This window comes from Bdellovibrio sp. MYbb2 (genome assembly GCF_056175685.1).
In genome coordinates this window covers 193924-218717 of record NZ_JBJKJI010000002.1, presented here as the reverse complement: position 1 = coordinate 218717, position 24794 = coordinate 193924, and the positions used below count along the sequence as shown (strand labels likewise).

General features: G+C 51.3%; 20 protein-coding genes and 1 tRNA gene. 15 read left to right on the top strand and 6 right to left on the bottom strand.

Translation table 11 applies throughout. The annotated features are described in order from the left end of the window. Window positions 1-14: 14 nt before the first annotated feature. The 3 genes from AC04MQ_RS11005 to AC04MQ_RS10995 are packed head-to-tail and all read left to right on the top strand — an operon-like array spanning window position 15 to window position 4116. Entirely contained in the window at window positions 15-1292 is a 1278-nt protein-coding gene (locus tag AC04MQ_RS11005) for a hypothetical protein (protein ID WP_015090686.1), read from the top strand. A gap of 14 nt (window positions 1293-1306) precedes the next feature. Next, complete coding sequence (locus tag AC04MQ_RS11000) at window positions 1307-2524, top strand: hypothetical protein (protein ID WP_015090687.1); 1218 nt, start codon at window positions 1307-1309, stop codon at window positions 2522-2524. Window positions 2525-2541: 17 nt separating this feature from the next. Next, window positions 2542-4116 (top strand): hypothetical protein, encoded by a 1575-nt coding sequence (locus AC04MQ_RS10995; RefSeq protein ID WP_015090688.1) that lies wholly within the window; start codon window positions 2542-2544, stop codon window positions 4114-4116. A 174-nt stretch (window positions 4117-4290) separates the two neighbouring features. Here the strand turns inward: AC04MQ_RS10995 and AC04MQ_RS10990 are convergent. Together AC04MQ_RS10990 and AC04MQ_RS10985 are read right to left on the bottom strand one after the other, a co-directional pair. Beyond that, a tRNA-Leu gene (locus AC04MQ_RS10990) sits at window positions 4291-4372 on the bottom strand. A gap of 153 nt (window positions 4373-4525) precedes the next feature. Continuing rightward, window positions 4526-5425, bottom strand: coding sequence for a S1 family peptidase (locus AC04MQ_RS10985; RefSeq protein WP_015090689.1), 900 nt, complete (start codon window positions 5423-5425; stop codon window positions 4526-4528). Between the two features lie 308 nt (window positions 5426-5733). Between AC04MQ_RS10985 and AC04MQ_RS10980 the strand changes: the two genes are divergently transcribed. The 12 genes from AC04MQ_RS10980 (at window position 5734) to dut (ending at window position 18984) form a co-directional block, all read left to right on the top strand. Further along, a complete protein-coding gene (locus AC04MQ_RS10980) occupies window positions 5734-6930 on the top strand; it encodes a hypothetical protein (RefSeq protein ID WP_015090690.1) in 1197 nt (398 codons plus the stop codon). Between the two features lie 132 nt (window positions 6931-7062). After that, complete coding sequence (locus tag AC04MQ_RS10975) at window positions 7063-7695, top strand: hypothetical protein (RefSeq protein WP_475392088.1); 633 nt, start codon at window positions 7063-7065, stop codon at window positions 7693-7695. Window positions 7696-7697: 2 nt separating this feature from the next. Further along, entirely contained in the window at window positions 7698-8135 is a 438-nt protein-coding gene (locus AC04MQ_RS10970; protein WP_041577385.1) for a GNAT family N-acetyltransferase, read from the top strand. A gap of 239 nt (window positions 8136-8374) precedes the next feature. Beyond that, window positions 8375-8878 carry a ribosome maturation factor RimP gene (locus AC04MQ_RS10965; protein WP_475392087.1) on the top strand — a complete coding sequence of 168 codons (504 nt, stop codon included), beginning with the start codon at window positions 8375-8377 and terminating at the stop codon, window positions 8876-8878. Between the two features lie 15 nt (window positions 8879-8893). Then, window positions 8894-10282 carry a transcription termination factor NusA gene (gene nusA, locus AC04MQ_RS10960; protein ID WP_015090694.1) on the top strand — a complete coding sequence of 463 codons (1389 nt, stop codon included), beginning with the start codon at window positions 8894-8896 and terminating at the stop codon, window positions 10280-10282. A 100-nt stretch (window positions 10283-10382) separates the two neighbouring features. Then, the gene (infB, locus tag AC04MQ_RS10955) at window positions 10383-13310 is read left to right on the top strand and encodes a translation initiation factor IF-2 (protein ID WP_475392086.1); all 2928 of its coding nucleotides are present in this window, start codon (window positions 10383-10385) and stop codon (window positions 13308-13310) included. Further along, entirely contained in the window at window positions 13310-13714 is a 405-nt protein-coding gene (gene rbfA, locus AC04MQ_RS10950) for a 30S ribosome-binding factor RbfA (RefSeq protein ID WP_015090696.1), read from the top strand. The genes infB and rbfA overlap by 1 nt, the downstream gene beginning before the upstream one ends. Next, a complete protein-coding gene (truB, locus tag AC04MQ_RS10945) occupies window positions 13647-14630 on the top strand; it encodes a tRNA pseudouridine(55) synthase TruB (RefSeq protein ID WP_475392085.1) in 984 nt (327 codons plus the stop codon). The genes rbfA and truB overlap by 68 nt, the downstream gene beginning before the upstream one ends. Window positions 14631-14780: 150 nt before the next feature. After that, window positions 14781-15050, top strand: a complete 270-nt coding sequence (gene rpsO, locus AC04MQ_RS10940) for a 30S ribosomal protein S15 (protein WP_015090698.1) — start codon at window positions 14781-14783, stop codon at window positions 15048-15050. A 100-nt stretch (window positions 15051-15150) separates the two neighbouring features. Continuing rightward, a complete protein-coding gene (gene pnp / locus AC04MQ_RS10935; RefSeq protein WP_475392084.1) occupies window positions 15151-17244 on the top strand; it encodes a polyribonucleotide nucleotidyltransferase in 2094 nt (697 codons plus the stop codon). A 3-nt stretch (window positions 17245-17247) separates the two neighbouring features. Next, complete coding sequence (locus tag AC04MQ_RS10930) at window positions 17248-18516, top strand: M16 family metallopeptidase (protein WP_475392083.1); 1269 nt, start codon at window positions 17248-17250, stop codon at window positions 18514-18516. An 18-nt stretch (window positions 18517-18534) separates the two neighbouring features. Then, entirely contained in the window at window positions 18535-18984 is a 450-nt protein-coding gene (dut, locus tag AC04MQ_RS10925; RefSeq protein WP_475392082.1) for a dUTP diphosphatase, read from the top strand. 408 nt (window positions 18985-19392) lie between these two features. On the opposite strand, the gene AC04MQ_RS10920 is transcribed toward dut, so the two are convergent. Genes AC04MQ_RS10920 through AC04MQ_RS10905 form a run of 4 tightly spaced genes read right to left on the bottom strand, consistent with a single transcriptional unit; the run spans window position 19393 to window position 24774 of the window. Next, a complete protein-coding gene (locus AC04MQ_RS10920) occupies window positions 19393-19971 on the bottom strand; it encodes a Yip1 family protein (protein WP_015090701.1) in 579 nt (192 codons plus the stop codon). Between the two features lie 42 nt (window positions 19972-20013). Further along, complete coding sequence (locus tag AC04MQ_RS10915; RefSeq protein ID WP_148278764.1) at window positions 20014-20676, bottom strand: hypothetical protein; 663 nt, start codon at window positions 20674-20676, stop codon at window positions 20014-20016. Window positions 20677-20716: 40 nt separating this feature from the next. Further along, a complete protein-coding gene (locus AC04MQ_RS10910; RefSeq protein ID WP_475392081.1) occupies window positions 20717-23053 on the bottom strand; it encodes a translocation/assembly module TamB domain-containing protein in 2337 nt (778 codons plus the stop codon). After that, entirely contained in the window at window positions 23053-24774 is a 1722-nt protein-coding gene (locus AC04MQ_RS10905; RefSeq protein WP_015090704.1) for a BamA/TamA family outer membrane protein, read from the bottom strand. Before AC04MQ_RS10905 ends, AC04MQ_RS10910 begins: the two co-directional genes overlap by 1 nt. Window positions 24775-24794 lie beyond the last annotated feature (20 nt).

The following is a 24794-nucleotide window of genomic DNA, read 5'->3' as shown; positions in this document are numbered from 1 at the left end:
TATGAGGAGTTTTTATGAAGTTTTCCAAATTGATCTTCGGGTTGTTGGTTCTGACTCAGGTGCAAGCCTACTCAGCGCCCTTGTGTCTGAATGACCGGTACCAATCGAAGTGGACAGCCGAAACCTTGGCTGAACAACTGCCGTTCCTTCAAGAGCGTGCCAAGGCTGCAAAGCCTCTGTGGGCCGGTCTTCAGGGCGAGGATCTTCTGATTAAGGAAGACACACTTTTGGTGCTGCCTGAAAACCCGTCTCAGTACCTGGCGGAAATCGGCAAACTGACGGTTCGAAATAACGCCCTGATTTTCTATGCTCAAAATGCGCGTCTTGTTGTGGCCGAGGTGATGAAATCCTCGCGCGTGCAAATGCTGGATGTGGCGGCGCTGAATCTTTCAGCGGAAATAGATCACGCAAACCGGATTGTTTCCCTCACAGAACTAAAAAACAATCCTGATCAAGTGGAGCCATTTAAAAGATGCACTTTGATGACTTGTGCCGGTGTTTCTGCCGCCAATGGCAGTCATGGTGGCGCCGGGGGCAATGGCCGGGATGCCGGTGGAAAAATAAAATGGGGAATTCCAAAATCCACGCCCAGCTCTGATGGTGGCGCAGGGGCATCCGGCGGAGCCGGGGCGAATGGTCGCAACGGTGACAACGGGGCTCCCGGGGTTGCGGGACTGAATGCCCATAAACTTTTCATGCAATTTGAAAGTGTGGACCTGTGCAGTGGGGTGGAAATTGTTGCCAGTGGTGGTGTGGGATTAAAGGGACTGAAAGGTCTGAATGCTCAGGACGCCGGACAAGGTGGCAATGGTGGTAAAGGCGGCCGTGGCGGCGGAGCAAAGTGGGATCGCAAAGCCAGTCGTGGTGGTCACGGTGGCGCGGGCGGTGCCGGAGGCAACGGTGGTAACGGGGGCTTTGGTGGAGATGGAGGCAAAGGCGGTGACGGCGGTCTGGTGGTTGTCGTGGTGAAGCCGCGCTTTATGGACATGGTGAAAGTAAACGACAACATCAATGTGCTGGTTGCTGGTGGTAAGGGCGGACCGGGCGGAGCCAAAGGCCTTGCAGGCAAAGGTGGCCGTGGTGGCCTTGCCGGTGACGGCGGTGATGGTGGAGACGGTTCGGTCTTCAGTCACGGTGGCAGCTCGGGCCTTGTTGGCAGTGCGGGAATGCAAGGTCAGGATGGCAAAGATGGTCAAGAGGGCCGTCCCGGTGTTGAAGGCCGCGAGGGGCTTGTTACCAAGGCAGAGATTTATATTTCAAACGATGTCTCGATTGAGAGCTTTCAATTTTAACAGGGAAAATGACTATGAAAAATGTTTTTAAAAATTTGATACCTTTGGCGGCGGTAGTGACTTTTGCGGATCCTGCATGGGCCCGGATTCTGGGGGACCCTTCCGAAAGAACCCGCGTGCTGCTGGAAGAGCAAAAATTTCTTTGCGGTCAGGATGAAACGCTCGTGATCAACGGTGACGTGGAATTCACTCGCAAGAATGAGGACCTGCGCCAGGCGCCTTTGAATGTTGATTTGATCTGCAAGCGAATTGAATTCAGAAACGGCGGAAGAATTCTGACTCAATCCAATTTGCAGATTGTTGCCGATTCGATCGACGGCTTTATGAATGTGGAAAGCATTCGCGGAGCAAAAGGGCAGCAGGGGGAATTTGCCCCGGCCGTGCTGGTGCTTGCCAATGATGGTTCTGCCGGTGCCCGAGGGGGCAATGGCAGTGGCGGCAGCCTGACGGATTCTCCAGAAGACGGAGGCCGAGGTCAGCATGGTTACAACGGGATGGATGGCCGTGATGGTAACAATGGTGCTCCGGGTGATTCGGGTGTTCATGCTTCTGATATCGTTTTGAAAATCAACCGGATCGAAGGAACCATTGGCTTTCGCATCCGCGCTGTTGGGGGTGAAGGCGGAACTGGCGGTAAAGGCGGCCGAGGCCAACAAGGTGGTAACGGTGGCGTCGGTGGCGATGGCGGTCGCGGTGGGAATCAGAAATACGCTATTTGGAATCGCTCGGGCGATGGCGGTGACGGTGGTGATGGGGGACACGGCGGCAATGGTGGCAATGGTGGCGCGGGTGGTGACGGGGGCCGAGGAGGCAACGGCGGTAAGATCGCTTTGTATGTGGCTGAAATCTTCAACACGCTGGAACTGACCGGAGATGAGTTCGACAACCGCGGAGGCCCCGGAGGTCAGCCAGGCATGGGTGGCGAAGGTGGTGTCGGTGGCAAAGGGGGCGATGGCGGTAAGGGCGGCGCTTCAGGTACGGCGTTGGTGACCTCAAGTTGTCAGATTCCCCCTTGTGAAGGTGATAACGGTCGCCATGGCAAGAGAGGTCTTGATGGCAAGCCGGGACTGGCAGGTCCACAAGGGCGCCTGGGGCAGGACGGTTTGGCTGGCGTCAAAATTCTGGATCCGAAATTCAAATTTGTGAAATCGGTTCCTGAGGACTATTTCGACAAGCTGCCAGAGCTGGGAACAGAAAAGAACCTGAAAATCCTCAGAATGAAACTTCCGTAAAGGACAGGACAAAATTTATGAAAAAAATTATTTTTGTGGTGTTGTTGGTATCGATGCAGTCGTTCGCGCAGACAATCAGTTACAGTGAAAATGGTTCTTTGAGGCTGGGCGCCGGGGTGGATATGGATCACCCCGACAGAGCCAAAGCAAACTGTGTTAAAAGCACGGATCGTGAATGGCTGGATGGCAATACGCCGGTTTCTACCTCGTTTGATCTTAGTATGATTGAGACTTCCAGTGAGCTGGAAAGAAAAATGAATTTTGATGTTCAGCTGAATGCGGCGGGCACAATCAAGGCCGTGAATTTTGACAGTCAGAATTCCTACCGGGTGATTCATAAGTTTCTGGAAAGCAAGAACAGTCTGAATTTTGCGCTGACGGCGGAATTTTCCTATGGTCGCAAAGGCCTGACAGAAGAATCCCTGAAGCCCGAGTATCAGACTTTGCTGGATAACGGCAAATGGCAGGAAGTCTTAAGAAGATGCGGAACGCACTTTGTTTCTGAAGAGATTCACCGATCCAAGGTGGTGGTGCTGATTCACGTGAAGAACTCCCGCACTGAAGACATTAAAGAACAGATTCTGGATCTGAAGAACAAACTGAAAGTTCCCAAACTGAATTTCGGCGGGGATCTGAATGTTCAGTACAAAGAATTCATCCGCAAGCTGGACAAGATTGGTTCGGTTGAAGTGAAGGTGGTTTCGGTCGGCGGGCAAGGGGCGGATGCGCTGGGTGTTTTTGCCAGTGAAATCGCGGTGGATGATCTGCAAAGCATTAAAAATGCCGCAGAGAAATACTTCCGAAGCTTTACCATCGAGAATTCCCCGGTGTTTGCCTATGTGGTAAAGCCCCTGGATATTTTCGAGGGGGCAGAAAACATTCGTCCAAGACAGAAAAAATGGCAGCAGTTGAAAGTGCTGGCTGACTGGATTTTTGAGCACGAAGAACTGCTGACCGAAGTCAAAGGCATGCAAGCCCGGGTCAGCAGAGCGCTTTACACGGTGTACTTTGAACCCAAGGCCGCAGCTCTTGAAACCAGGATCAGCGAGATCCGCTCGCGAGCAGAAGAGTGTCTGGACCGCTACAACTGCGACAACCTTCCTGCGGTCGCACCATTTTCGATTTACGTGCCATCACGCGCTGTCAGTGCGGTTTCATTGAGTACGCAGTGTGGGTATCTGCCAGTCAGAAATTCGAACATGCAGATTTTAAGTGATGTCCGCGTGGGACTTGATGTGGATGTGATGTATGCCAAGGATATTGAAAATATCGAATTGTTCCGTCTGGATCAGAACGGCGAATTTCAGAATGCCAACTATGGACAGAATGAAGAGCTGACGATGGCGAACAATATTCTGGAATCCGAAGTGGGACGCATCAGAAGATATCAGTCGGTGAACGAGTTTTCCGCCAACCACGTGCTCTCAGATCGCGCCATCCTGTCAGCGCAAGACAGTGTGGTAAAGGCCCAGGAAATCTTCAACGCCGCCTTCAACTCAATTTACATCATGAAGATCCGATTTAAAGAAGGACAGGATCTAACCCAGATTCTGGGCACCCCTCCGATGAAGAATTGTTCTGTTTCAAGGTAATAATCAGAAAATCGTTCAATCAAAGCGGGGACCACGTCCCCGCAAACCGAGAGCCCCAGCAACCCAATCTTTCCCCTTTAAATTCAAGTTCCACAGCGAAGCAAAACGCCAGTGCGAAGCCAGAATCAAAAAGCAAGAGCGAGGATGTGTCCGAAGAATTTAAAGGGGAAAGATTGGTGCGGGTGGAGGGACTTGAACCCCCATGCTTTCGCGGAAGATTTTGAATCTTCTGTGTCTACCATTTCACCACACCCGCAGTGAGACGTCTTTTGTATTGAATTTGCCCGGAACTGACAAGTTCTTTTTAAATAAAAAATGAAAAAGGGGCTCAAATAGCCCCTTTTTGCTTAATATTTGAGCTAAGTCCAGCAGAAGTGCCGAGGCACTTCTGCCTCCTCGGCAGAGCCGATTACAGAGATCGGATTTTTTCGTTGATCCAATCCAGGTGTTCGCGGACGTCTGTGAACAGGGCGACGCCGTGGCAGACGCGGACTTTCTTTTCGTCGGTGGCGCGGTTGTCGACACCCATGGAGGTGATTCCCACCAGGGTCAGGTCTGAACCCACTTGATTGTAAAGCGGACCGCCGGAATCACCGGTGCAAACGCCGGTATTGGCCTGGTCAACGATGATGGTTTTTGGAACAGAAACCGTTTTACCAACCAACGCCAGATAGAAGCTGGTGCCCAGAACATTGGATGAAGGGGAGGTGGTGAAGCGCAGGGTGCCGGAATCTTCACCTTTTTCAGCGGTGGTACCATAGCCCGTCATAACCAGGCGGTCGACGTTGGCTATATTATAGGATTTTGTCGGCAAGGAGCGAACTTCATAACCCTCAGGAATGCTGCCCGTGAATTTCAAGACAGCCAGATCCGTTGATGCATTGTTGAAGTCTGTTTTGTTCCAATAGGAATAAGCATCAGGTACCGCCGTGTCCGTCACCGCACGAACCGTTCTTTTCGGCGCAGAAGCCGCACAGCTTACACTGTTAGAGAAGGCAATAACCGTCTGGCCGCCAAAGGAGGAAATACAGTGAGCTGCTGTCAAAACTTTATTCTTTGCCACCAGAGTCCCGGTGCAAATGCTGACTTCCTCTTTATAGTTTCTATGAATGACCATGACAGTTGATTTGCTAAGTTCATTCCCGGACGCCAGGGTCTGGCCATTCACGATACCGAAAGACTGACCGGATACTTCACAGTTCGAAGGTTCTGCTTTTAGTTCACTGCCGCCGCCAGATCCGCCACAGGCACTAATAAGAGAAAGAGACAGAAGAACTGCAGAGGAACGAAGGAATAGAGCAGGGGACATCCGGAAATCTCCTTATATAATGTCTACACTCCGGCATCGCCGGACTTGTTCGATCCGAAGTTTTACCAAATTTATCCATAGTCGGGGGCACAATGACCCTGGTTTGCAAGAATTTCAGAAAGCGTACTGGAAGTTGTCACAATTCTCGTCACAGCCGGATTTGGCGGTTTTTGGGGGTGTTCCCGAGACACCGGGGATATCAATAACTTAGACGCTGGCGACGCATTTTGGCGCCGTTGGCATCAGGCTTGCTTTATGCGACCAGTGATAAAAGGTTTTTTATATAACCAGAACCACGAGGAGATCCTATGAAGAAGTATTTTTATATACTTGCAGCCTTGAGCATCGCACCGACGTTTGCTCTTGCTCAAAGTATTGAAAGCGATGTTGATGCTGAGCTTGATCAAATGTATTCAAGCCAAACAGCACCTGCTGCTCCAGCTGCCCAGGCTGGAATTGCCAACACCGCGCCGGTAAGCGGTCAGCCTATTTATATTTTGAATCAGGCGACACCGACTTCCACAGCTCAGTTGCAACAGCAACAAATCCAGAAGCAGCCTACAACTATTATTGAGGCTTCTCCGCTGACTGAAAGCCGCGCGGAACAAATCCGTCGTGCTCGTCAGGACGCTGAGATGCAGACTGAGCAACGCATTGTTGAAAAACTTGAATCTTCCCGTATGGAAGATGAGAAAAAACGCGCTAACGTTCTATTTGGTGACAAGTTCAACCAGATGAACGAACAGCAGCAACAACAACCTCAAGCTGTTCAACAGCCTGTGTACGCACAGCCTGTTCAGGTTCAGCAGGTTGAAGAACCGAAAGAAAACACCCGCGACATCATTCGTGAGGAACTGGCTGCTGCCATGAAAGTGGAAGAAGACACAGCTTTGGCTCCAATCGAAACCAAGTATGTTGCTGGTATCGTCGGGGTGGGTGACTATCCAGATGTTAAGAACGTAAAAGGCAACTACTCTTTGGGTGTGGCTTTCGGTAACAAATATGACAACTTCGTGATCGAGGGTTCTTTCCTTTACTCCAACTACACAGTTGAAGGTCAAGGTTACTATTCTGGTGGTTACGGTTATAACGGTTACAATAACTATCCGTACAATAACGCGAGCACCTGGATTCCGAACAACATCGACGTGAACCAGTACTCTGGTCAGTTGGCTGCGAAAGTTCAGTTGTTCAGCGGTATCATCAAGCCAGTCATTGGTGGTTTGGTGTCTTACTCTTACAGATCTTTCAGCTGGTCTAACGACAACTACGGTTACTACAACGACACGACTGCGAACTCTCACGCGGTGGATATCGGTACTATCGTGGGTGCGGACCTTGAGTTCTCTCCGAAGTACTCTTTGGGTGTGGACTTCCGTTACATGTGGAATCTTTCCAGCCGTGTAAACGCGGAAAATACCTGGATGTCTGGACCTCAGTACGGGACTCCGATCGAAAAACTGCAGTATTACGTAATGTCTATTGTCGGACGCGTAAATTTCTAATCTAATTAGAAAAGTAAGAAGTTAAATTCCTCAAGTGGTTATCAGCCCCCGCCCTAAAAAGCGGGGGTTGTGTTTTTTCGGAGGGGTGCTTCGTCTGTGGACTCCTGACATTTTCTTCGGCATAGTCTTTCTATGCGCTTTCTTTCTTTAATTCTTTTGTTTGCATTGAACGCTCAGGCGGCGACTCTGGTGACGGAGACGGTGGGGCAGGTGTCTGACTATGTGGTCACCAGTCGTGAAGTGCAGATTTCTTTGGTGATTGGGCAGGTTCTTGAGCCCAGTTCTAAATTGCCCAAAAACACATTGCCGGAAGTGCGCCCGGGGCAGCCCGAGTTTTCCGGGGCCGTGACTCAGGTGTTGCTGGAGCAGGTTGTGGCTTTGGAAGCGGAAAACTTCAATGTCGCCAGTGTTCCTGATGCGGAAGTTGATGCGGCGGTGGTCAAAGTTGAAAAAGCGGTGGCGGGTCGTGCTTATTGGGCGGGAATTGAGCCCACTTCCGCGGAAGTGCGCCGTTTCACCACGCGCAAGCTGATTGCTAAAAGCTTCCTGAAGTTCAAAACCAACTCCATGACCGGGATCATCACTGATCAGGAAGCTCAGGCCTATTACGAGAAAAACCGCGCCAAGTTCGGAAGTTCTCCGTTTGAGGATTTCCGTGACAACATCAAGGCGTTTTTGGCCCAGCAGCAGCTGGAAGAGCGCATCCGTTCCTGGTTTGAAGTCATTCAGCGCAAATACAAAGTCCGAAATTTCGTGGCGGAATAATTATGCATGTGGAAGTTCTGAAAGGGCCTCAAAAGCCCGCGATGCGTGCCCTGGTCGAGGCGATTCATGCCGAGCAGGGGTTGATGCCGTCTTTTTACTGGCCTCAGGATCTTCTGGGTGCCGAGCTGGCCACGGCTGAAGCCATCGGTGTATTTGAAGGTGAGGTTCTTACGGGTTTTGTTCTTTACCGCGAGACCCCCGATGTTTGGGAGATCTCTTTGGTGGCAACCCATCCTCAGTTTCGCCGTCGCGGGCTGATGGAGCACCTGTTGAAGCATATGATCGCCGCAAAGGGTCAAGGTCGGGCGTTGTGGTTGGAAGTTCATGAAGAGAATGTTTCGGCGCAAAAACTCTATGAAAAACTCGGGTTTACGGAAGTTCGTCGACGTCCCCGGTACTATAAGGACGGGGCCACGGCCATTTTGTACTCACTATCCTGACCTGTCCGACCCCCAAGGGCTCAGCTCAGATAAACCCTTGCACTTCTTCGATTTTATTGTTAATTTGGATCCGTTCAATGGGCCCCGCAGGCCCATTTTTTTTTGTACCGGCCCCGCCCGGGCAGTTCCCATATGTCGACCCAAAATGTGCGACGAGGTAGCTGAGACAGGTTCTTAGGGGCTTGTTTGAGCTTATTTTATTTTTAGGATTGAACGAAATGTCAGAGTCTCCATCTTGGATGGCAAAAGTAGAAAAGATCGCCAACGACGTAGCGGCCGCGCAGGGCTGTGTTCTTTATGATATCGAATTCGTTGGTTTGGGCAAGGGGCGCACGCTTCGTCTTTTCATCGACAGAGAAGAAGAAGGGGCGATCAGCATTGAAGATTGCACCAACGTGTCCCGCGGCTTGAGCGAAGTCCTGGATGCAGATGAAGAGATGATTCCTGGTGGCGAGTACAATCTGGAAGTTTCCACTCCGGGTCTGGACCGCCATCTTAAAAAACCATGGCACTTCAAAAAGGCGATTGGCAAAAAGGTTTACATCAAAACCACCAAGTCGCTGGAGTCCATGGGTGTGGAAGACAAAAAGTGGAAGAGCGCCAAAACCGTCGAAGAGGTTCTTGAATCCGCCGACGAGCAGGGTGTTCGCTTTGTTGTGAAGGACGTGGAGATCAAAATCCCGTACGCGATGATCGACAGGGCAAAATTGGTTTTTGAATATACTAAAGGTCAGAAAAAGTAACGAGAGAGGAAAATCATGGCTGAAAATGTGTTTTCAGATCTTTCCAAGGTGATTGATCAAGTCGGAAAAGACAAGGGTATCGACAAACAGGTTGTTATCGATGCAATCACTCAGGGTATGCTGGTAGCTGCACGTAAAAAATACGGTACTTACCGCGAGATCGAAGCTGCTTACAACGAAGACACTGGCGAAGTTGAACTGTTTGAGTTCAAAGAGGTTGTCCTTCGTGAAAAGTACATCGATGAAGAAGTTGAAATTCCTCTGGACGAAGCGCAAAAGCTGGATCCAAACGTTCAATTGGATGATTCCATTGGTATCAAAATGGAAGCGACTGACCTGGGTCGTATTGCTGCTCAGACGGCAAAACAAATCATCATGCAGAAAGTGCGTGATGCTGAACGCAACATCATCTTCAATGAATTTGAAGAGCGTAAAGGCGAAATTGCTTCCGGTATCGCGCGTCGTGTTGAAAAAGGCGCGATCGTTGTCGATTTGGGCCGCACTGAGGCTTACATTCCGCCTCGTGAGCAGATCCCGGGCGAACAATACAAGCCAGGCGATCGCATTCAGGGTTACCTTTCTGAAGTTCGTCAGACGACACGTGGTCCTCAGATCATCATGTCCCGCGCTGATGAACGTTATTTGATGAAACTTTTCGAAATGGAAGTTCCAGAGATCTACGACGGTGTTGTCGAGATCATGGCTGCCGCTCGTGAACCAGGACAGCGCGCGAAAATCGCGGTTCGTTCCAAAGACAACTCCGTGGACCCGGTAGGGGCTTGCGTGGGTATGAAGGGTTCCCGTGTTCAGAATATCGTTCAGGAACTTCGTGGCGAGAAAATCGACATCGTTCCTTGGGACGAGGATATCACTCGTTTCGCGTGCAACGCTTTGGCGCCTGCGGAAATCTCCCGCGTGTTCCTTGATGATGCCAACCGCGAAATGGAAATCGTTGTTCCGGACTCTCAATTGTCTTTGGCTATCGGTAAACGTGGTCAAAACGTGCGTCTGGCAGCGAAACTGACGACTTGGAAACTGGATATCATTTCTGAATCTTCAGCGGCTTCCCGTACTGCGGAATCCATCTTCAATTTGATGTTGATCCCGGGCATGAGTGAAACCATGGCTCAGAACATATTCCAGTCCGGCTTCGGTTCATTCCAGGCGGTGGCGACGGCGGCTGTTGATGAGTTGATGACAATTCCTGGTTACGACGATCCAGACAAGGCGGAAAAGCTTTCCAACGAAGCCAAAGCCCTGATGGCGAAGTACGAATCTGAAGGTGTTCCGGTTCCAACCGCTCCTTCAGTTGCCAAGGACAAAGGTTCCAACGTGTCTGCTAAAGAGCAGGCTGATCTTCTGTTGAAACAAGAGTTGAAAAAACTCGAAGCTGAAGAAGAATAGTATTTAGTTATTTGGATAGAGAACAACAACGCCGCCCTGGCAGAGCTCAGGGTGAGGCAGGCTGCCCCGGAAAGTTCCGGGGTCTAAGCAGGGAGACTGAGTGAGTAATCCAAAGGTTTTTGAATTTGCAAAAGAGATCGGGATGACCCCGCTGGCGCTCATGGACAAGATCCGCGAGTGGCATTTGCCGGTGAAGAGCCACATGGCAGAGCTGGATCCCGATGTTCTGGAGCAGATTAAAATTAAACTCAGCGGCGGCGAAAAAGCCGGCGACGAGGCGAAACCAAAAAAGACAGCGGCTCGCAAAGCGGCGCCGAAAAAGGCGGCTGCGGCGGCAGCTCCGGCTCCTGAGGCTGATGCTTCTGCGGCGGCAAAAACTCCTGTGATTCGTCGTAAAAAAGACGAAGTGCCTGCTGAGGCTCCAAAAGCCAAAGTTGTGGCGAAGCCTGAAGGCGAAGTTGAAGAGGCGGCAGCGGCTCCTAAAACCACACGTGTCGTGGTGAAAAAGCCGGCTGTAAAAGCGGAAGCTGATGAAGTTGAAGAAACTCCGGAAGTGGAAGCAGCCCCTGTTGAAGAAAAAGCTCCTGTTAAAGCAGCTGTGAAAGAGGAAGCAGCACCGGCTCCGGTTGAAAAACCAGAACCAGTGGTTGCCAAAGAAGCTCCTGCCGCTCCGGTGGCACCAGCTCCTGAAGCTCCGGCTCCTCAGGCACGCAAGAAGGAAGTTGTTGTGGGCACGAGTGGTGTATCCAGCTCGGCAACACCGGCTTCCGCTCCTAAAAGAAATATCATCGGACGCATGGATCTTTCCCGCGTTCAATCCCAGGCTCCGCAGCGCCCTCAAGGCGAACGCCCTGCAGGTGGATTCACTCCACGTGCAGGCGGCGAACAGCGCGGTGCCAGTGCGAGCTTCACCGGTCAGCGTCCGGGCGGCTTCAACCGTCCTGCGGGTGGCGCGCCAACGCGCAATATCCGTACTGGTTTCGTGGCAGCCAACCAGCCGCCTGAACCAATCGCGGACGCAGGTGCAGACCGTGGCGGTCGTGACTTCGACAAGCGCAAACGCACCTTTGGTCCTCCGGCTCCGGCTGCAGGCCCAGCGGCTGCCGGTCGTGGTGCGGGTGAAAAAGAAGAAGTTGTTGTCAGCTTCAATGCAGTTGAGTTCCGTAAACGTGAAATGGTCTTCCAGCCTAAAAAGAAAAAAGGCCTGTTGGATCGTGACGCCATGAAAACTCAGATCACGACTCCTTCCGCGCACAAACGTGTGGTGAAGGTGAATAACACTATGAAATTGAGCGACCTTGCCATGGAAATGGGTCTGAAGGCTCCTCAATTGGTTCGTGAGCTGATGAAACAGGGTGTGATGGCCAACATGAACATGGATCTGGATTTCGACACGATCGCGTTGATCGTTCCAGAGTTCGGTTGGGAAGCACAAAACGTATTTAAAACGGCGGACGAAGTTGCTGAACAAACAGCATTTGGTGATCTGGAAGCAGCTCCAGTGATCCGTCCTCCGGTAGTGACTGTTATGGGTCACGTCGATCACGGTAAAACATCCCTTTTGGATGCGATTCGCAATGCGGACGTGGCTAAAGGGGAGGCCGGCGGTATCACGCAGCACATTGGTGCATACAGCGTGAAAATCGAGGACGGCAGCCTGATCACATTCCTGGATACTCCGGGCCACGAAGCCTTCACGGCAATGCGTGCTCGTGGTGCCAATGCCACTGACATCGCGATCATCGTGGTGGCGGCGGATGACGGTATGATGCCTCAGACTCAAGAGGCGATTAACCACGCTAAAGCAGCGGGCGTACCTATCATCGTGGCTGTGAATAAAATTGATAAACCAGGCGCCAACCCAGAGCGTATCAAGCAACAGTTGACTGAGCTTGAAATCGTTCCTGAGGAGTGGGGTGGATCCACGATCTTCTGCGAAGTTTCTGCATTGAAGAAAACGGGTATCACTGAATTGCTGGAGCAGATCAAATTGGTTGCGGAAGTGGCCGAATTGAAAGCAAATCCAAAACGTTCCGGTACCGGTCTGGTCATCGAAGCGAAAATGGAAAAAGGCAAAGGCCCTGTGGCTACTTTGCTGGTTAAAGACGGTACGGTTGAAGTGGGTCAGTACATCGTTGCTGGCGTCATGAAGGGCCGTGTTCGTTCATTGACCAATGACCGTGGTGAGCGCGTTCAGTCTGCGGGTCCTGGTATCCCTGTTGAGGTGCTGGGTCTTGAGGCGGTTCCGGCTGCCGGTGACAAGTTCGACATCGTGAAAGACGAAGTCACGGCGACCAAGGTTTCTGAATTGAGAAAAGAGCAGGCTGAAAAAGCAGCAGCGACTCCGGCGGCTAAATTGTCTCTGGATGAGGTGTTTGCGAAAGTTAAAGCCGGTGACGTGAAAGAGCTTGCGATCGTGTTGAAAGCCGATGTGCATGGTTCTTTGGAAGCGATCAACGGAATGCTTGCGAAACTTTCCACTCCGGAAGTTAAAGCTCGTGTCATCCACTCTGCAGTGGGTGGTATCAACGAGGGTGATATCGTTCTTGCCAACACGGCAAAAGGTATCGTTCTGGGCTTCAACGTACGTCCGGACCTGGGCGCACAGGCGAAAGCAAAACAGATGGGCGTGGATGTTCGTACGTATTCTATCGTGTACGAACTGATCGACCAGATGAAAGCGGCCATGGGCGGTCTGTTGTCTCCGGATATCATCGAAGAAGTTCTGGGTCGTGCAGAAGTGCGTAACGTGTTCACTGTTCCTAAAGTTGGTACGATTGCAGGTTGCTTCGTTATCGATGGTAAAGTTCAGCGTAACGCGAGCATCCGTTTGCTGCGTGAAAATAAAATTGTATACGAAGGCAAAATTGCCTCCCTTAAACGCTTCAAAGACGACGCCAAAGAAGTGGCTTCCGGCTATGAGTGCGGTATCGGTATCGAGAACTACAACGACGTTAAAGTGGGCGACCAGATGGAAGCCTTCGTTAAAAAAGAAGTGGCTCGCGAGCTAGAGGGCGGAGCTAACTAATGAAGAATATGGGTGATGGGCGCCGTGTTGCCCGCGTCGAGCGTGAAATTCAAGCGACCATTGCTCAGTTTCTGATTCGTGGTTTTAAAACGCCGTTGCCAGGTCTGGTGACGGTGGCCTCTGTGAAAATGCCGGCGGATCTTCGCGCGGCAAAAGTTTATGTCAGTGTTCTTGGAGATGAAAAACAGCAGGATGAAGCGCTGGATCTTCTTCAGGATCGTGCCTTTGAAATTCAGAACTATATCGGTAAAGAGCTGAAAATGCGCTATTGCCCGAAACTGACTTTCTATCTGGATCACGCCACCGAGCAGGTGTTGAAGGTTGAAAAAATCCTTCATGAGCTGGAGCTTGAGCGCAAAGCCAACAATCCTGGCGAAGGTTCCGACGAATCCGATGACGAATAAAAATCAATTCAATGGTCTGCTGCTGGTGGATAAACCTTCAGGGATCTCCAGCCATGACGTTGTGGCGCGTTTGCGCCGTATTCTTTCCACGCGTGGAGTCGGGCATTCCGGCACTCTGGATCCGATGGCTTCAGGCTTGATGGCCTGCCTGGTGAACGAGGGCACAAAGCTCAGCCAATACATCCTGGAAGGTGACAAGGGCTACCGCCTGCGTGCGCAGTTCGGGATTCGCACTGACACTCTGGATACAACGGGTGAAACCCTGGAAACTCTTCCCACCGGTCATTTGACCCGCGAACTGATTTTGTCCGAGGCTCTTAAGCTTCAGGGCGAAATGGAAGTCGAAGTGCCTATTTACTCGGCAATCAAGGTGCAAGGTAAAAAACTTTACGAATACGCCCGGGGCGATCAGGAAGTGGCCATTCCCAAAAAGGTCATGAAGTTCTGGGATGTCGAGCCGGTGGAAATCGGCGCTGATTGGGCTGAATTTGATATCAAATGCAGCAAGGGCAGCTATATCCGCACCTGGATCGACCTGCTGGGTAAGGCCTTGGGTTGTGGGGCAGCGATGAGCGGCCTGCGCCGGACATGGTCCTCACCCTATAAAATTGACCAGGCTCAGACCCTGGAGCAGATCGAAGCTTCGGTCAAAGGCGGCTCTTTAGGCCCTGCTTTTGTTCCCATGGAGCTGGCTTTGCCTCAGGTGAAACGTATTCGAATCAAAGGTCAGGATAAGGTCCTTCTGGGCAATGGCCAGATCAGCCATGACCTGAGATCCCAGCTTATTTCAGCCTTCAACCCCGATGTGGACCAGTATATACAGGTTCTGGCCCAAGAGGGGGGCGAGCTTTTGGCCGTTATTGGTCTGGAGCCGGGCCGGGGGTTCGTTCTACGCAGGGTATTTAAATACTCTTGACCCGTATGGGGCTTGGGTTTAAACCATAACTTCACAAAAAATCTCTCTGGAGCGACAGCCATGACGCCCGAGGGGGATGTGATAACTAAAACCATTCCGGGGCAACCTGGAAACACTTCGGGGCGACCCGAAAAATTTAAGGAGACGCTAATGGCAGTCACTAAAGATCAAACATCTCAGATCGTAAAAAAATTCAAAACTTCTGACCTGGACACTGGTTCCTCTGAAGTTCAAGTCGCTCTTTTGACAGCGAAAATCAACGATTTGACAACTCACTTTGCGAAACACAAAAAAGACCACCACGGCCGTCGCGGTTTGGTGACTATGGTTAACAAAAGAAGAAAACTTTTGGATTACCTGCATCGCAAAGATGTTAAAAAATACCAAGACCTTATCAAGGCTTTGGATATCCGTAAGTAATCAAAAGATACTAAATGCAATGAAGGGGCGCAGAGCCCCTTCGTCGTTTCAAGCCACAGCAGCAGAGCATAAGGCTCTGTGATAACTTCAAGGAGATTTAATGAAAACGACTGTCACAACATCGGTGGGCGGAAAACAGATTACCATCGAAACAGGCCGTTTGGCGAAACAAGCGGATGGCGCCGCTTTGGTAAGCTCCGGTAACAACATGGTTCTTGTTACTGCAACTTCCTCAAAAAAAGCCTCTGAACTTGATTTCTTCCCTTTGACTGTTGAATACATCGAGAAGTTCTATGCAACAGGCAAAATCCCAGGTGGTTACTTCAAACGTGAAGCGAAACCAACAAACGATGCGGTTCTGATCGCTCGTCTTATCGATCGTCCGATTCGTCCTTCTTTCCCTGAAGGCTACCGTCACGAAACACAAATCGTGGCAACTGTGTTGTCTGCGGACGGCGCATTCCCATTGGAAATCCTGGCAAGTGTGGGTGCTTCTGCAGCTTTGCATTGCTCTGACATTCCGTTCAACGGCCCGACAGCAGCTGTGCAGATCGCACGCGTTGACGGTCAGTTCGTTGCCAACCCAACTCCACAGCAGATGGAAAAATCTGACATGGACATGATCGTTGCGGGTACTCGCAATGGTTTGTTGATGGTTGAAGGTGAAACGAAATTCATCTCTGAAGCAGACGCTTTGGCAGCATTGAAATTCGGTCACCAGTCTTTGATTCCTCTATTGAACGCACAGGATGAGTTGCGTGAAAAAGCCGGTTCTGTGGCGAAACGCGCTTTCACTGCTCCATCCATCGATGCAGACTTCAAAGGTAAAGCTGAAGGCCTGTTGAGATCCAAAATTGCAGCGGCTCTTTCCATCAAGGAAAAGCAAGACCGTTATGCAGCTGCCAACGAAGCGGCGGCAGAAGCTGAAAAAGCTTTGCTTTCAGACATCGTTGACAAAGATCTTTTGAAACTTCGTAAAAAAGAACTGAATGCCATCGTTGAAGATCTTAAATACCAGGAAGCTCGTTCCATGATTCTGGATCGCGCTGTTCGTATCGACGGTCGTGACGTGAAAACTGTACGTCCTATCGCGAACGAAGTGGGTATCCTGCCTCGCGCTCACGGTTCCGGCTTGTTCACTCGTGGTGAAACTCAAGTTCTGGGCACTGTGACTTTGGGTACGGCTGATGACGAACAAATGGTTGATTCATTGTTGGGTCTTCAGAAACGCAAGTTCATGCTTCACTACAACTTCCCTCCATACTCTGTAGGTGAAGTGGGTCGTATGTCCGGTACCAGCCGTCGTGAGATCGGTCACGGTAACCTGGCTGAACGCGCGATCAAAGCGGTTCTTCCGGACTTCGAAAAGTTCCCTTACACAATCCGTATCGTGTCTGAAGTTTTGGAATCCAACGGTTCCTCTTCCATGGGTACAGTTTGTTCCGGTATCATGGCTTTGCTTGATGCGGGTGTTCCTTTGAAAGGCAACGTTGCCGGTGTGGCAATGGGTCTGATCAAAGAAGGCGACCGCGTTGCAGTTCTTACTGACATCCTGGGCGACGAAGATCACCTGGGTGACATGGACTTCAAAGTGGCGGGTTCTCCTGCTGGTATCACTGCTTTGCAGATGGATATCAAAATTGACTCCGTATCCTTCGAGGTGATGGAACAGGCTTTGGCGCAAGCTAAAGAAGGCCGTGCTCACATCCTGAACGAAATGGAAAAAGTGATGAAGGTTCCTCGTGGTCAAATCTCTGAATTTGCACCTCGTATCGAAACCATCAAAATCAAGCCAGACAAGATCCGTGAAGTGATCGGCTCCGGTGGTAAAGTGATTCGTGGTATCACTGAAGCTACTGGCGTTAAGATCGAGATCCAGGACGACGGTACTATCAACATCGCGTCTGCTGATCCGGAAGCAACCAAGAAAGCAATTGCAATGATCAACGACATCATCGCTGAAGCTGAAGTGGGCAAGACCTACAAAGGCCGCATCGTGAAAATCGCTGAATTCGGTGCTTTCGTTGAAATCCTTCCGAACACACAAGGTCTTCTGCATATCTCTGAAATCTCCAACGAACGTGTACGCGCAGTTTCTGACGTACTAAAAGAGGGTGAAATCATTGATGTGAAAGTTCTTGAAGTTGACCGTTCTGGTCGCGTCAAACTTTCCCGCAAGGCTTTGCTTCAGTAATAGATGAATACAAAGTTCAAAAAATCTGAACTTTCTAACGGGATCCGGGTGGTGAGTGAACTCCATCCAGGGTCCCGTGCCGTTTCTATGGGTATTTGGGTTTTGACGGGCACAAGGGATGAAACTCCTGACGTGGCCGGAATTTCTCACTTGCTTGAGCATCTTGTGTTCAAGGGCACCAAAACCCGTTCGGCCTATCAAATTGCCAAATCTCTGGAAGCTCTGGGCGGTGAACTGAATGCTTATACCACCCGCGAGTACACTTGTTATCATGCTCTGGTTCTGAAGGATCACTGGGAAAAAGCCCTGGACGTTCTGGCGGACCTGGTTTCGAACATGAAGCTGACCCAGAAGGAATTCGACCTTGAAAAAGGTGTGATCCTTCAGGAAATCGCCATGTCCGAAGACAGCCATGAAGACATGGTCTATGACGTGTTCTACGAACAGGTCTATGGCGCACATCCATTGGGTCGTCCTATTCTGGGCACGCCGGTATCGGTGGCGCGCATGAGACAGACTCAAGTGATGAACTATTATAAGAAAACCTACACCGGCAAAAACATCATCGTCAGCGCCTCTGGGTGCATTGATCATGATGACCTGATGGCCGGGATTCAAAAACGCCTGGGCGCAAAAAAGAAAAGCGAACTGAAAAACACCCGTCGTGTGCCACGCTGGTTGAACCGTCGTCACGTCGTTGAAAAACAGGCGGAGCAGGTTCATATGCTGTTGGGTCTTCCGACAGCCAGCTTCCAGGATAAACACCGCTTTGAGGCGGTGGTCACCAATACTTTGCTGGGCGGGGGGATGACCTCGAAGCTGTATCAAAGTGTGCGTGAAAAAAGAGGCTTGGTTTATTCCATTCACTCCAGTCTGAACACCAACATTGATTCCGGCATGCTGACAATTTATGCCGGCACCGAGGCGAAAAACGCGCGTAAGGTGGGAGATCTGATTTCGAAAGAATTCGCCAAGATCCGCAAAGCAGGTGTGACCAAGGCGGATGTTGAGATGTGCAAAACTCAAGTCATCGGCAGCATCCTGCTGGGTTCTGACGACATTGAAAACCGCATGACCTCACTGGCTGTGAACGAAATGGTCTTTGGCCGTTATCGCGCGGTAGAGTCCGTCATTGACGAAATCAAAGCAGTGACAGTGGATTCAGTGAATGAGTATATTCGCAACGTCCTTGATCTGGACAAAGCCGCCGGCGTTCTGCTGGGCCCTGAAGTGACCAAGCTTCAGGACTGGTGGCAAGATCTAAAACTGTAATTTCGGGAAGGGCATCATATGCAAAAACTGGCTGTAAAAATCAAAAAACTTGAAAACTTCCATGGCGATCTGCCTCAGTATCAGTCTTTGGGCGCCAGTGGTTTTGATGTGCGTGCCCAGCTTGCAGGTCCGGTGATTTTGAATCCCGGAGAGCGTGCGATGATCCCAACCGGCCTGAGCTTCGAAATCCCACTGGGTTACGAAATCCAGGCGCGCCCCCGCAGCGGCTGGGCAGCAAAAAGCGGCCTGACTGTATTGAACACTCCGGGGACTATCGATGCCGACTATCGCGGCGAAGTAAAAATCATCGTGATCAACCTTGGCAACGAAGCCGTGACCATCAACGATCAAGAGCGTTGTGCACAGCTGGTGTTGGCACCAGTATTTCAAGCCCAATTTGAACTGGTAAATGAACTAAGCGACACCGAACGGGGTGCCGGTGGTTTCGGCTCAACAGGCCGCGCTTAAGCGCGACCGTTGAAAAAGGCCCATCTGACTTCGTTGTCGGGCCTTTCGCTTCACTCCGACGTGCTAGGAGCACGCCTTCGTTGCGCGAAACACCCTCCGCCTCGCATCTGGGCCTTTTTGAACGGTCGCTTTGTTGGGTGGTAGTTGGGGAAAGAATATCAAAGATTTAAAGCAAAAGAGCACCCGGTGGGTGCTCTTTTTTTGTGTTAAAAGAAGCCTGTTAATAAGTTGAATCCGAGAAAGAGGGGCTGTTTTGGTTTCGGCAGTCTGATGCCGGAAACGGAAGCGACCTCCGTGGGCGCCCGGATGGCGCGCACCCGCGCGCAGCGCGGGCCACGGCAGAGCCCGGACGGCGTGTCGCGGAGTTGCGGGCAGCAGACTGCCGGAGCCAAGACAGGCCCGTCGTATCTACCCCAAGCGTTCAAGACGGGAGATGTCGATTCGATTCCACAGCCAGATGATGAAGACGATGGCAAACAGGATGGTCACAAGTCGCAGAGCGCGGCGTTTTTCCATCTGGAAGTTTTCAGTCAGACCCACGGCCATCAGCAGTGCGGTGAAGGCAAAGCCCACCAGGGTGATCGGTGGCAGCAGTTCAGAACCCACTTGGAAAATAAAGAACGGGATATTTGCAAACAATACCAGCGTGAAGATCTTGCGCAGGGAACAGGTGCGTTTTTCAAAGACCTGGAAGTAATAGTAAATGAACAAAGAACCGATGAAAGTCGTCACTGCCGCCACGATCGGGGACACGATGATGCCACCCATGATGCGGAAGAAGTTTGGCGGGACGAGGCCGGTCAAAACTCCGGAGATGATCGCCAAAGCCACCAAAGTCATGATCAACAACGGCCAATTCCAGTCGGGAAGAGTTTTGATTTTTTCAACCGGGTGGCGAAGGTAGTTGATGATGTAGCGGACGACCTCTTTGGTCATTTCAAAAGAGGGCTGCTGCTTGTTCGGGGTGACGTCACGATAGTCGCTCATAGTATTATCTCACCACCACGCTTTAGGTCTGGCAAGGTGTATTTAGGACTGCCGAAGATCCATTTCTGCCAAAGTTTGGGCACGCTCCAACAGCAGACCCGAGTTTTCAAGAGCGGTGTCAGGCAAAGCTCCCAAAGAACTTAAACTGTTCAGATCCTTGCGACGGACCCATTGTTTGTGCAGACGATATCCGAGATGTAAAAACAGACTGCCTTTAGGGGTGTCCACCATTTCAATTTCGCCCACAGGCAAAGGAAAGGCGCGCAGATCCGCCGGGCCGGCTTCCAGATCGCTGTCACAAATCCGGGTGATACTGACAACCGACGGCGATTTTTTGCGCAAGATATCCTGAAGCTCCAGGAATGTCGGGGTGTCCACCACCAGATGAAACTTACGGTTTTGGGATTCCTGCTGATTAAGGAAATATTCAAACCTTTCCCGGCGCAGACGGGTTTTGCTCCAAGGAAGATGCAAGGTGAAAACCTCATAACCGTGTTCAGCAAGATAGGGAGTATAAAGGTTCCAGTAAGTGCTGAAGTAAAACATCGAGCGGGGCCCGGTCACAAACAGCATCGGAAAGCGGGTCAAAAGGCAATTGGGTTTCAGTTCAAAGGCCACGTCTTTACGACGGCGTGCCCGGTTGGTCATCAAAGCCAACCCCAGAAAGAAAACCGCCAAGGAAAGAGTAAATACAATAACGTCCACACTTGATTATAGAAATTCTTCCGCAGAAAAATCAAGGCTTCTAGAACCGGCGCATCCATTCCAGCAAAGTTTGAACCACATCAGAGCGGTCGTCTTCCTGACTTAGTTCTGTGCGAACGGACCAGTTGCCACCCAAACGGCGGCGCAAAGTGAACTGGCGCTGCTCGGTCATGTTCGACTGCATGCTGAAGGTGGTGTTGTCATCCAGACGCATGCGGGCGGTGTAGGACTGGCTGTTGGGGTCATAGCTGATGGACTGAATCGGAGTCGAAGACAGGAACAACAGCGAGAACAATCCCAGCGCGCCATCAGATACGGCCCGGCTCATGTTGGAAGTGGAGTTGACCTCGTCCTCGTTCAGCTCATCCAAGGACTTGTCGAAGAGCAGCACGGAAAGAATCTGCTGCTGAGTCAGCTGCGGGTCGCTTTCCAGATTCACGATCGGGCGCTGAGTGTTTCCCAGCAACAATATACGGATGTTCACTTCTGGATTGGAATACGAGATCTTGCCCGACAGTTCCGGGGCGACTGTGTCCGGGTGGAAGATCAAATCCACATTATTAACTGTGGCCTTTTTACGGAAGAATTCAAAAGGAAAGCTTTGCACCATGACCTTGCCTTGGGGCTTGCGATCACTTTGCACTTGCATATCCAAAGCAATCGGCACCGGGTTTTGCAGCAGGTTTGATGAAATCAGCACGGGCTTTTCAGTTTTGACATTCACAGACCACTGCAATTCAAAGGGCAGTTTGGTGGTTGGGGCGGGGTTTTCTTCCTCAATAATATCCAGGTCCTTGCGCATGACGAAGCGTTTGTCCGGCAGAACTTGTGGCGGGACAGCCAAGCGCAAAGGAGGGGCTTGCAGGTGCACGTCTTGCAAAACGACATCGGCATGAACCTTCAAGCCCTGGGGTTTTAGAATCTTCCCCAGGGTTTCCAGATCTGCCGTGGCCTTTACAAACAGCTTTTGATTCTTGGAGCTTAAACGAGTCTGCGCAGTGGCATCCGCCGTCAGCGGTGATTCCAGATCTGATAGCTGCGCCTGCAAATCAAGCTCGACGTCGCCGGTCAGCACGTGCAAGGGGGCTGGCACTGCAAACGGTGTGGATTCGAAAAGATCTTTCCAAACCACAAAGTTCGGGATGCGCAAGTGAACTTCGGCCCCGGCTTTGGCTGCGGTGATTTCCAGCGGCTTTTGCAGTTTGATTTCGACTTCGCCATTCAACTTGGCTTGGGCCTGCAGGAACGTGTTGGCGCCGCTCAGTTCCGCCTGACCATCAATTCTTAATCGTTCGGCTGCACCCTTGCCTTGGGTGTGGGCGGCCAGCGTGGCGGTCAGAAGGGTATCAACATTTTTGATTCCCGCGCGGTTCTTGTCCGGAGTGACAATCAGTCCGCATTTCAGACCCGCTTTGGCCGGATAACCTTTTTCAGAATCCAGAGTCGCATTCACAGCGCAGTTCTGCAGGCGCAGCGAAGTTTTTCGCCAGATATTTTTTAGCTGAATATCGCCCAGGGTGACGTTCAGTTCTTTATCCGACCAGTGCAGGTTCACCGCGGGGTTCAGTTTGATCTTCCCAGAACGGATCAATGGCTTTGCCTGGGCGCGAAGATCGCGGCCCCAGTTTGCGGATAGGGGTGTTTCGATGCTCATGGATGGCAGCGTGACCTGGGCTTTTCCGTTCACTGAAAGCTTTTGCAAATCCAAAAGAATATTGGACTGCATCTTGGCGGCAAAAGTGCCTTCTTGTTCTGCCTGGGCCGACAGATTGAAATTCAATTCTGTGGCCTGATCGCTAGGCAGACGGGTCAAATCTGCTTGTGCCCGCAGCGGGGCCCCTTCCGCGAAGTTCACCCGGACATTTTTAACTGACAGACGCAAAGACCCAATCAAATTAAAATCCAGCTGCTGCGGCATCAGCTCGGCGAACGCGGGCAGTTTCAAATTTGGCAGCACGGACTTGGGTTCTTCCGGAGCTTCTTCTTTAGCGGGCAGGTTCAGGGTCAGCTCGGACACGTCCATTGTGACTTCCCGCAGCTGTTCCAGCTGCGGTCGCCAGTTTGTAACCGCCATCGCCACGTCCACAGAAATTGCGGGTGCACAGGTATGTAACAGCGGAGTATAGGACACGCACAGATTTTTCGCCGACACCTGAATGCGTTTGTGAGTCCAGTCCGGACTTTCAAATTCAAACCGCAGCTGATCCCAGGAAATTTTCAGATTCTCAGGAGCATACTGCAAAGCCCAGCGCACGTTTTTTTCGTTGATGACCACTTCCGGTTTCATCCACACATAGGCCAAGGCACCCGTCAGCAGAACTAAAATCAGCAGAAGGGACAGAACAAAAATCTTCAGGGACTTCTTAAGCAACGCCATTAGAACTCCCTTCCGAAACTGAAGAAGAACTGATATCCCGGATCAACATCGTTCGGAACAGGATCAATGACAAAGCCCCGGCCCAGAGTCGCACGCATGGATCCAATAGGGGAACCCCAGCGCAGTCCCGCACCCGGAGAATAATAAAGTGCCGAGTTGAGCTTCATCGAAGACTCGCCACCTTTGGCGACGTCAAAAAAGATCAACGGCTGAAGATTGTAGGGCAGAACATCTCCGGCACGCAGTTCAAGGCCCTGATAGATGTAGGTCAGATAACCCTGTCCATCCTGAGGCAACTGCTTACGGGCAAACCCGCGCAAGTCAGCATCGCCTCCCATGAAGAAGCGCCAGTTGATCGGGATCTGACTGCTTTCAGTAAAACCGTCCGGCAGAATGAAAGCCCCGATGGAACCGCGCCAGCCCAAAATCAGAAACGGCGGATCCCAGCCCTGCAAATTCCAAAGCACCTGGTGGCGCAAAGTCAGACGGTGCAAATCTTCATTGGCAACAGCGCCTTCGACTTGTGAGGCGGAATTAAACGTGACCGTCCAGCCCTTCTGGGGATCGGCCAGATAGTATTCATACATGTGGCTGGTCAGGCTGACTTCGGTGCCCAGATACAAAGAGTCAATGCGATAAGGACCCGGGCCCCGGATGACATCCGTGCGAGTCAGGTACGGACCCAACTGCAGGCTGCTGGTCGCCGTGGACCATTCCTTCCCGAACGAAACCCCCGTGCCCAGTTCGTAAGTCATGGCCTCATAGGTGCTTTCTGATTCGTGGCGAATTTTTGCTCCGCTGATCAAGTGAGTGCGCGAACTGAGATCATCCAGAAAATAGTGATAGTGGTTGAAGGTGATGTACTGCTCGATGAACGAGGCGTAAAGCGAAGTTTCCAATGAATCCGCTGCGGGTGTCAGGCGCGCTTGTTTGAACGTCGATTTGATCAAAGCACCGCCCTCAGAATCAAAGCCGACACCGAAGCTGAGCAGGCGGGGCTTGGCCGGAATCATACGGCGCACGATGGAATAGCTTCCGTCTTTCTGGCAGGCGATGTCGTAATAGGTGCTAAGAAACAAATCTTCATTCAGCACTCGGGTGGAGCTTAGTTCCAGCAGGCGAATGTCAAAAGGCTCGCCCGGAAGAAATGCGGAAAAGCGTTCAAGGATGGCTGGATCCAGATCCTCTTCACCCACAGTTGGATAGGTGCCAAAGACGGCCGGGCTTCCGGCATTTACATCCAGCAGGAAGGTTTCTTCGTCGATGATTCCGCGGGATTCAACCTGAGGGCACACATAACCGTGTTCCTGCAGACGGCGCAGAGCCCACTTGTTGATCTCATCCAAAGTGTTCGGGGTGAACGGGCGATTTAAAATGTACCGGCGTTTTTTCCAGTCCCAGACAGGCGGGGCGTGCAACACATTAAACTTTTGCACGTGGGACTTGGGCCCGGTCTGTACTAAAAGCAAATCCTTTTCGTAAGTGAATTGAGCCTGATGATAGGCACGGCTTTGCAAAAAGCTTTTCAGGAAAAAAATGCGCTGATTGTCGGGGATGCTTTTCCAGGCGTCATTCTTGGCAGTGCCGCACAGCCAGTCTTTTTCGGTGTCGGTGAACTTGATCTCTTCGCTGCCTTCAATGCGAATGCCACACAGGGATGTGGTGGCCGCCTTGGCAGAAACAGAGATCAAAAGTGTCAGCAACAGCAGGAAAAAGGGCATGCCTAGAGTTAACAGTTCTT